This window comes from Flavobacterium sp., from assembly GCF_003525665.1.
Classification (GTDB): domain Bacteria; phylum Bacteroidota; class Bacteroidia; order Flavobacteriales; family Flavobacteriaceae; genus Flavobacterium.
In genome coordinates this window covers 16,995-22,857 of record NZ_DQDX01000076.1, presented here as the reverse complement: position 1 = coordinate 22,857, position 5,863 = coordinate 16,995, and the positions used below count along the sequence as shown (strand labels likewise).

The following is a 5,863-nucleotide window of genomic DNA, read 5'->3' as shown; positions in this document are numbered from 1 at the left end:
AATTATAATTTATTACAACAATTCTTCAACATGTTTCTTAATATTTTCTGCAATTTTCTTTGTTGGTAAATCGTTTTCATCAGTTCCAAACGGATCTTCAATCTCTTCGGAAATTAGTTCTAAACTTGCCAATACATAAAAGATAAAAACTACAACTGGAACAACATAATATCCTAAACTAAAAGCATAGCCAAAAGGCAAAGTCATCACGTAGAAGAAGATGAATTTTTTGATAAATGCGCTATAAGAATAGGGAATAGGTGTGTTTTTTATTCGTTCACATGCACCACAAATATCAGTAAACGATTGTACTTCGGCATTAAGAATTATCAATTGGTCACCAGTAATTTTTTTAGAATTGTATAAATCATTTACCTTATGGAACATAATTTTTGCCACTTGATTGGGTTTGTGATTATGATGTGGCTCCAAACTTATATCATCAAATAATTCTTTAGCAATTTCTTCGCCTTTCAAATGTTTATTTAAAATAGAAGCATAACTCGGAATTAATTTTCTAAAAAATTTTCTATCGTTTTCATCAGTAAGTATTACCGATAGTTTTATGGCAAGATTTCGACTGTTATTGACTAATGAACCCCAAAGTTTTCGTCCTTCCCACCAACGATCGTAGGCAGAATTTATTCGATATGCCAACAATAATGAAATTACGAAACCTAACATTCCATGCATTATGGTAATGTTTTTTATATAACTTTTTTCAGTTAGTTGCCAAACTTCAACTTCTAAATATCCAACAATTCCAGAATAAATGCCGATTGCAATCATTAAAGGAAATAGTGTTCGAAAAGTATCTGCTTTATGAAATTTAAAGATAAAAGTGAACCATTCTTTCGGATTATATGCAACCATTTTTGTAGCTTATTTTTAGCAAATATAATTTAAAAAGTTAGATTTCCTGCCAGTTCTTTCAAAGCAATTTCTGATAGTTTCGCCTGAAATTGTGCGTTACTGTTTCTTACTTTCGCATTGATATAATTGAGTTGCGCGGTTCTAAATTCTAATGTCGCAATAGTTCCAATTCTAAATTTTTCTAAAGTTATATCTAGATTTTGTTTGGCTATCGCTTCGTTTTTTTCTTCCAATTTAGAAAGTTCTAAGTTGGTTAAATACGTTTGATACGAAGTAGTTAAGGTTGTTGCCAAAGCCAGCGTTTGTTGCTCAATAGCAATAGTTGAATTCTGTATTTGAATTTTTGCAATTTTCTCATTTCTGTTTTGTGCAAGACCATCAAATAAATTTAAGGTTGCTGAAAAACCATAGTTAAATCCTTTAGAAGAAGATTGTGTAATGAAGCCCAAACTCGATTCACTTTCAGAAAAATTGTAGGCAGAATTCAATCGAATTATAGGATATCGGTCGCCTTTTACTTGTTTCAATTGCAGTTCGGCAACTTTTTTATTTAGAATTTGAGCTTCAAGAACTGGGTTTTGTTTTTCTGCAAGCGATTGTAATTCGGGTAATAATAAATTAGTGTCGACCGAAATTTGCTCAATCACTTTAAATTCGGTTTTAGGATCACGAGCTAAAATCTGATTCAACAATGTTTTGGTATTGGCATACAATTCTTTTTGTCGCAATAACATTGTCGTGTCGGTATTTAAATCTACTTGAGCATTTAGAACTTCCAATTTAGAAGCTTTTCCAATAGTGTATCTATTTTGTGCCAAAGCTACTCGTTGATTAGAAATTACAATTGAAGAATCTAAAGCAGCAAGTTGTTGTTGTTGCTGAACCAAATCGTAATAAGTCGCATTTACATCACTTATTTTTGTGATGATTGTCAGTTTTAATTCGGCTTCGCCTAACTTTTGTAATGTTTTAAATTGATCCAATTTGGCAAACATTTTAAACCCATCAAAAATGGTCCAATCAAGTCCAACGCCGTAAGTTAGATTATTGTTTTTGGCATTGTCTAATTCATTTACTGTTCCGTCAATCCTAGTTTGAGATGTATTTTGTACATTGTTATTATCAACAACATTTGCAGTTAATTTTGGTAACATACCTGCATTTCCGTAGGCGACATTCGATTGATCTATACGTAAATCATTCTTGGAGATTTTAATTTCGTAGTTGTTTTCTAATGCAATTTTTACTGCATCTTCAAGTGTTAAAACTTCTTGAGCGTTACTATTAAAAATGCTAAAGCAAATTAATAGCAGTAATTGAATTTTATATAGTTTCATGTTATTTTACTGATTTTTCATATTCTTCAATATGATCAAATTCTGGGTAATGTTTTCTAGCTTTTGACCACATTAAATACAATGCCGGAATTACAAAAAGTGTTAGAATTAAAGAGAAAATTGTTCCACCAACGATAACAACTCCCATTCCAATTCTACTGGTTGATGCTGCTCCAAGTGACATTGCAATTGGTAAAGCTCCAAGTGCAATAGCCAAACTGGTCATCAAAATTGGACGAAGTCGCGCTTCTGATGCTTCAAGAATTGCTTCTAATTTTGGTTTTCCTTGTTCACGTAATTGGTTAGCAAATTCTACAATTAAGATTCCGTTTTTGGTTACTAATCCAATGAGCATTACGGTTCCAATTTGACTAAAGATATTCCAAGTTTGATCAAACAACCAAAGCGAAAATAAAGCTCCAGCAACAGCCATTGGAACAGTCAAAATAATAATAAACGGATCTATAAAACTTTCAAATTGCGCTGCCAAAATCAAGAAAATCAATAATAAAGCCAATCCAAATGCGAACGAAGTATTCGAACTACTTTCAACAAAATCTCGCGATTCTCCACCTAAATCGGTTGTAAAAGTATCGTCAAGGACTTTAGCTTTTATTTCGTTCATGGCATCTATTCCGTCACTGATACTTTTTCCTGGAGCTAAACCGGCCGAAATTGTTGCCGACATATACCTATTATTATGGTACAATTGTGGCGGATTACTTTTTTCTTCAATCGTAACTACATTGTCCATTTGAATCAATTGTCCCGAACTATTTTTAACAAACATCGATGTTAAATCAAGTGGTTTAGATCGGTCTTTTTGGTCAAATTGTCCCACAACTTGGTATTGTTTTCCGCTTCTCATGAAGTAACCAAAACGCTGTCCACTTAAAGAAAGTTGCAATGTTTGAGCAATGTCAATTACAGATATTCCTAAGCTTTCGGCTTTTTCACGATTGATGGTTACATTGATTTCGGGTTTATTGAATTTCAAATTCACATCAACAGTAGAAAAGGTCTCATTTTTGTTAGCTTCTTCCATAAATAATGGAATTTTCTCTTCTAATTTTTGAAAATTTGGCGCTTGAATAATGTATTGAATAGGCAATCCACCACGACGATTGACAGCAATGGTTGGTTGCTCAACAACCGATGTTTTTGCCTCTGGATATTGCTTGGTCCATTTGGTTAATTTTTCGGCAATTTCCTTTTGGGAACGTTCTCTTTCTCCCGGTTCTTTTAATGCAATTCGAACACGGCCACTATTTACTGTTGATGCTCCAAAACCAGGCGAAGTAATAATTAAACTCACTGTTTTTTCTGGAATAGAATCATCGACTAATCGTGATATTTCTTGCATGAATTTATCTGTATATTCATAAGAAGAACCTTCTGGAGTTGTCATACTCAAGACCAAAGCACTTCGATCGTCATAGGGTGCGGTTTCTTTCTGTAAAAGTGTAAAAAATAAATAAATCAATCCGAAACAAATGATGATGATTGGAAAACTCAACCATTTTCTTTTCATAAATCGATTCAAATAACTCGCGTAACTTGAATTTAATTTTTCAAAATAAGGTTCAGTTTTAATATAGAATTTTGATTTTTTTTGTTCGCCACCTTTCATTAAATACGCATTCAACATTGGCGTTAAAGTCAAGGATACAAAAGCTGAAATTAAAACGGCTGCGCCAATTACAACACCAAACTCTCGAAAGAGTCGACCAACAAATCCTTCTAAAAATATAACTGGTAAAAATACTGCGGCAAGTGTAATTGAAATTGAAATTACAGCAAAGAAAATTTCATTCGAACCTTTAATAGCTGCTTCAATTGGAGACATTCCTTCTTCAACTTTTTTGAAGATATTTTCGGTTACTACAATTCCGTCATCAACAACTAATCCGGTTGCAAGAACAATTGCTAGTAAAGTCAACACATTTATTGAAAATCCGAACAACCACATGATGAAAAAGGTTGCAATCAACGAAACTGGAATATCGATTAACGGTCGAAACGCAATCGCCCAATCTCTAAAAAATAAATAGATAATTAGAATTACCAATAAAATAGAAATCCCCAATGTTTCTGCAACTTCAATAACCGATTTTTTAACGAAAACAGTCGAATCAATTGCAATATTTAGTTGAATGTCTTTTGGTAAATCTTTTTTAAGTTTTTCAAATTCTGCATAAAATTCTTTAGAAATATCTAGATAATTTGCTCCTGGAAGCGGCACAATTGCAATTCCAACAAGTGGTAATCCCGATAGACTCATTTTGGTTTCGATATTTTCGGCACCTAATTCGGCATAACCAACATCACTAAAACGAACTATTTTTTCGCCTTCAGAACGAATAATAATATTGTTGAATTCTTCTGGTTTGGACAAATTTCCAACTGTTTTTACAGTCAATTCGGTGTTGCTACCAGTAAGTTTTCCTGATGGTAATTCTACATTTTGTTTGTTTAATGCATCACGAACTTCGGCAACTGTGCAACCATAAGAAGCCAATTTTACTGGATCAATCCACAAACGCATGGCGTAACGTTTTTGTCCCCAAATTTGAATTCCGCTTACTCCTGGAATGGTTTCCAATCGTTGTCCGATAACATTTTCTGCATAGTCGCTTAGTTCTAATGGACTTCTAGAATCACTTTGAACCGTCATCGAAATTATCGCTTCACCATTCGCATCCGCTTTAGAAACGACTGGCGGAGCATCGATATCTTGAGGTAAACTTCGAACAGCTTGTGAAACCTTATCACGAACGTCATTGGCAGCTTCTTCAAGGTTTTTATCCAAATTAAATTCGACCGTAATATTACTACTTCCTTGAATACTTGACGAAGTTACATTTCGAATTCCATCAATAGAATTGATAGCTTTTTCTAAAGGTTCAGTAATTTGTGATTCAATAATATCTGAATTTGCTCCAGCATAATTGGTTCTAATGGATATTTGTGCTGGATCAATCGAAGGAAATTCTCGAACTCCTAAAAACGAATAACCAATAGCACCAAAAAGTACGATTGCTAAATTGATAACAATTGTAAATACTGGTCTTTTGATACTTAACGTTGATAAACTCATATATTTTTATTTTCAGATTTTAGATTTCAGATTGAGTACTGAAAATTATTAAAATCATTATTTTTTGATTCTTACTTTAACGGGTGCATCGGCTTTCAAACTCATAACACCACTTGTAATTATAGTATCTCCAGCTTTTAATCCAGATAAAACTAGGATAGAAGAATCGGTTCTTGTTGCAGTTTCCACCATAACTTCTTTGGCTTTTCCGTTTTCAGAAATGAATACTTTTTTACCATTTTGAACTGGAACAATAGCTTCTGTTGGAATTACAATGGCATCTTTTATGATTTCTAATGGCAATTCTACATTGGCATACGTTCCAGCAAGAAGTTTTCCATCGCTGTTTTCGGCAATTGCTCTTACTTGTAACGTTCTAGTATTGGCATCTACACTTGGTTCAATTGCATAGACTTTGGCAGTATATTTTTCGGTTGATCCTGTAACTGTAAAACTTAAATTACTGTTTGGCTTAACTTGAGTTGCATATTTTTCTGGAATCGAAAATGTAATTTTTAATTTGGAAACGTTTACTAAATTGGCAACTAATATAGTA

The 5,863-nt window shown here is 33.2% G+C and carries 4 protein-coding genes; all 4 read right to left on the bottom strand.

Annotated elements, in window-relative coordinates; genetic code table 11:
• Nucleotides 1–12 precede the first annotated feature (12 nt).
• Nucleotides 13–873, bottom strand: a complete 861-nt coding sequence (locus DIU01_RS05375; protein ID WP_290832231.1) for a bestrophin family protein — start codon at nt 871–873, stop codon at nt 13–15.
• 29 nt (nt 874–902) lie between these two features.
• The gene (locus DIU01_RS05370; RefSeq protein WP_290832229.1) at nt 903–2,210 is read right to left on the bottom strand and encodes a TolC family protein; all 1,308 of its coding nucleotides are present in this window, start codon (nt 2,208–2,210) and stop codon (nt 903–905) included.
• Nucleotide 2,211: 1 nt separating this feature from the next.
• Nucleotides 2,212–5,307: an efflux RND transporter permease subunit gene (locus DIU01_RS05365; protein WP_290832227.1), complete on the bottom strand. Its 3,096-nt coding sequence runs from the start codon at nt 5,305–5,307 to the stop codon at nt 2,212–2,214.
• 57 nt (nt 5,308–5,364) lie between these two features.
• Nucleotides 5,365–5,863 (bottom strand): efflux RND transporter periplasmic adaptor subunit (locus DIU01_RS05360; protein WP_290832225.1); only part of this gene is annotated, 499 nt, incomplete at its 5' end.

Coding starts and splice junctions, on each gene's coding strand:
- DIU01_RS05375 (WP_290832231.1), bottom strand. CDS start 873: ATGGTTGCATATAATCCGAAAGAATGGTTCACTTTTATCTTTAAATTT.
- DIU01_RS05370 (WP_290832229.1), bottom strand. CDS start 2,210: ATGAAACTATATAAAATTCAATTACTGCTATTAATTTGCTTTAGCATT.
- DIU01_RS05365 (WP_290832227.1), bottom strand. CDS start 5,307: ATGAGTTTATCAACGTTAAGTATCAAAAGACCAGTATTTACAATTGTT.